The sequence below is a fragment of the Enterobacter sp. PTB genome (assembly GCF_051130085.1).
GTDB classification, from domain to species: Bacteria; Pseudomonadota; Gammaproteobacteria; order Enterobacterales; family Enterobacteriaceae; genus Enterobacter; species Enterobacter ludwigii.
Genome location: NZ_JBDKEE010000081.1, coordinates 1 through 2,132 on the forward strand (window position 1 = coordinate 1; position 2,132 = coordinate 2,132).

The following is a 2,132-nucleotide window of genomic DNA, read 5'->3' on the forward strand; positions in this document are numbered from 1 at the left end:
ATTGTCAACGCCGCTGGATATAACCTTTTTTCACCGTTTTATTTTGATTGCCGCTATTTATCAACGGTGATGTCCGGTTTCCACCGATTCATCATCACTTATTGGCGCTGGCCCTTTGGTCAGTACACCGGCTTTACGTTTTTCCTTCAGGCGGTAGCTTTCCCCCTTAATATTCAGCGTGGTTGAGTGATGCAGCAGACGATCAAGGATCGCTGTCGCCAGTACATTATCGCCGAACATTTCCCCCCAGTCGGCGAACCCTTTATTTGACGTCAGAACGATACTCGCTTTTTCATATCGCCGGTTCAGCAACCGGAAGAACAGGCTGGCTTCTTCCCGGGTCATTGGCAGATAGCCTATTTCATCAAGGATCAGTACGCGTGCGTAACAGAGTTGCTGGAGCTGTCGCTCAAGCCGGTTTTCCTGTTTCGCTTTCATCAGCGTGGCAACCAGTCTGTCCAGTGGCATGAACAACACCCTATGTCCCGCATCTGCTGCTTTTACGCCCAGAGCAACAGCAAGATGCGTTTTACCCACACCCGGAGGCCCCAACAGGATCACATTTTCGCTACGCTCAACGAACGCCAGACCGGCCAGTTCTCTCACCACCTTACGATCGATGCCGGGCTGGAAGCTGAAGTCGAACTGCTCCAGGGTTTTTATCCATGGGAAGCGCGCCTGTTTCAGACGGCTTTCCATACCGCGCTGATGTCGGCCGTTCCATTCCTGCTGCAGGGCGAGACACAGGAACTCACGGTAGTTAAGCTCGTTTTTAGCAGCCTGCTCCAGCAGACCCTCAACGTGGTATCCAAGGTGTTCCATTTTCAGGCGACTCAGTAACGTTTCCAGTTCGTGCATCACAACAACTCCTCATAAGCACTCAGCGGGCGATGTTCAACCCGGTTTACCTGCTGCCAGAGCGGGGAATGATGTTCCGGTACTGTCTGCCAGCCGGATGACGCCGGCCGCAGACGATGTGATGTCACCAGCTGTTCATTACTGTAGATCCGTAGTTCGTCGTCCAGAGTTATGCGTATCGAGACGGGTTGACCACAACAGCTCTCCGGGACGCTGTAGCGGTTTCCCCTGACCTCGATATAACCATCCCAGGATACGTGCCGGATGTCGAAGTAACTGGTGTCGAAGTCTGTATCCGGCAGGGGTTGCAGATGGTTTTTTTCCTCGATGAAGCGCTCTGTCGGGGTTTGCCTGAACTGGCGAAGTTGCCGTTCATCGGCAACGGTACCCAGCCACTGTTCAAGTAACTGATTGATATGGTTGAAGCTGTCGAACTGACGATAGCGAACGAAGAAGTTTTCTTTCATATATTTAACCATCCGTTCGACCTTCCCCTTGGTTCTGGCCCTGCGCGGGCGGCAGGCCCGCGGCTGGAAGCTGTAGTGATCAGCCAGCAGCAGGAACCCGGAGTTGAACAGCACGTTGCCATTGTGGTTTTTCAGAACGGCCGCTTTCTGATTATCAACCAGTACCGTTTTGACACCGCCGCCGAAGTAGCGGAAGGCACGAACCAGTGATTCGTAGGTATGTTCGGCATCCTGTTTTGGTGCCGCGAAGACATGGAAGCGGCGGGAGAAGCCCAGCGTGTTGACGGCGAAGTTAATTTTGCATCGTTCACCCGCCACCTCTGCGTCCACTTCTCCCCAGTCGTGCTGGAGCTGGTAGCCAGGCTGGGTTTCGAAGCGAACCGTTTTTTTACCCGGGCGCATCCTGCGTTTGGGCTGGATGTAACACCGCAGCATGGTCCGACCACCGGCATACCCCAGGCTTTTGATCTCCTGCAGGATGACCTCGGCATTCCAGACATTTTCCGCCAGCCGCATATCGATGTAATCCATAAATGGCTTCAGTTTTACCATCTTATGCCGTGTTTTTCTGGCCGGCGGCTCCGGATACTTGAGCCAGCGCCTGACGGTTTTTTCTGAACAGCCAACCTGTCGGGCAATATCAACAATATAAACCCCTTGCTGGCGCATTTGCTTTATCATGCTTACGTCCTCTCTGCTCAACATGCTGTTTTCCTTTCTGGTGTGAGAACCTTAAGGAAACGACATGGTGGGTGGAGCGGACAATCAATAACGGTGAATTAAGGTTTATATCACCGGCGCTAACAC

Annotated in this window: 2 protein-coding genes; both read right to left on the reverse strand. The window is 52.9% G+C overall.

Going from position 1 to position 2,132, the window contains the following annotated elements; all coding sequences use genetic code 11:
- Positions 1-60: 60 nt before the first annotated feature.
- Positions 61-858, reverse strand: coding sequence for an IS21-like element helper ATPase IstB (gene istB, locus AAIR21_RS27610; RefSeq protein WP_147839128.1), 798 nt, complete (start codon positions 856-858; stop codon positions 61-63).
- Complete coding sequence (gene istA, locus AAIR21_RS27615; protein WP_147839129.1) at positions 858-2,030, reverse strand: IS21 family transposase; 1,173 nt, start codon at positions 2,028-2,030, stop codon at positions 858-860. The genes istB and istA overlap by 1 nt, the downstream gene beginning before the upstream one ends.
- Positions 2,031-2,132 lie beyond the last annotated feature (102 nt).

Bases quoted from the DNA above. Each gene is read 5' to 3' on its own strand.
- istB (WP_147839128.1), bottom strand. From the start codon at position 858: ATGCACGAACTGGAAACGTTACTGAGTCGCCTGAAAATGGAACACCTT.
- istA (WP_147839129.1), bottom strand. From the start codon at position 2,030: ATGTTGAGCAGAGAGGACGTAAGCATGATAAAGCAAATGCGCCAGCAA.